Origin of the sequence: Microbacterium sp. 69-10 (genome assembly GCF_001897945.1) — a bacterium.
Lineage (GTDB): Bacteria > Actinomycetota > Actinomycetes > Actinomycetales > Microbacteriaceae > Microbacterium.
This window is the reverse complement of the sequence record NZ_MKRT01000022.1, coordinates 142,641-143,127: the sequence shown is the minus strand read 5'-3', so window position 1 is coordinate 143,127 and position 487 is coordinate 142,641. Positions and strand designations below refer to the sequence as shown.

Here is a 487-nt window from a genome sequence, read left to right as displayed (position 1 = left end):
CGAGACGCGTCCACCGCGCTTGTTCACGTCGGTGTCGTAGCCGTCCGGCAGCGAGGTGATGAACTCGTCCGCACCCACGGCGCGGGCCGCCGCACGGATCTCGTCCAGCGTCGCATCCGGCTTGCCGAGGGCGATGTTGTCCGCCACGGTCCCGCTGAACAGGTACGCCTCCTGCGTGACCATGACGATCGCACGGCGCAGATCCTTGGGATGCAGCATCCGCAGGTCGACGCCGTCCAGCGTGACCTCGCCCTCGCTCGGATCGTAGAACCGCGACACGAGCTTGGCGAGCGTCGACTTCCCGGCTCCGGTCGTGCCCACCAGTGCGATGGTCTGCCCGGCGGGGATGTCGAGCGAGAAGCTCGGCAGGATCGTCTTGTCGCCGTTGTACCCGAAGGTCACGTCGTCGAAGCGGATCGCGCCCCGCGCCTCCCACAGGTCGATCGGCTTCTGCGGGTCCGGAACGGTCGGCACCTCCTCGAGCACG

At 68.4% G+C, this 487-nt stretch carries 1 protein-coding gene; it reads right to left on the bottom strand.

The genetic code is table 11. The annotated features are described in order from the left end of the window. Positions 1–487 (bottom strand): ATP-binding cassette domain-containing protein (locus BGN97_RS09765; protein ID WP_292700655.1); only part of this gene is annotated, 487 nt, incomplete at both ends.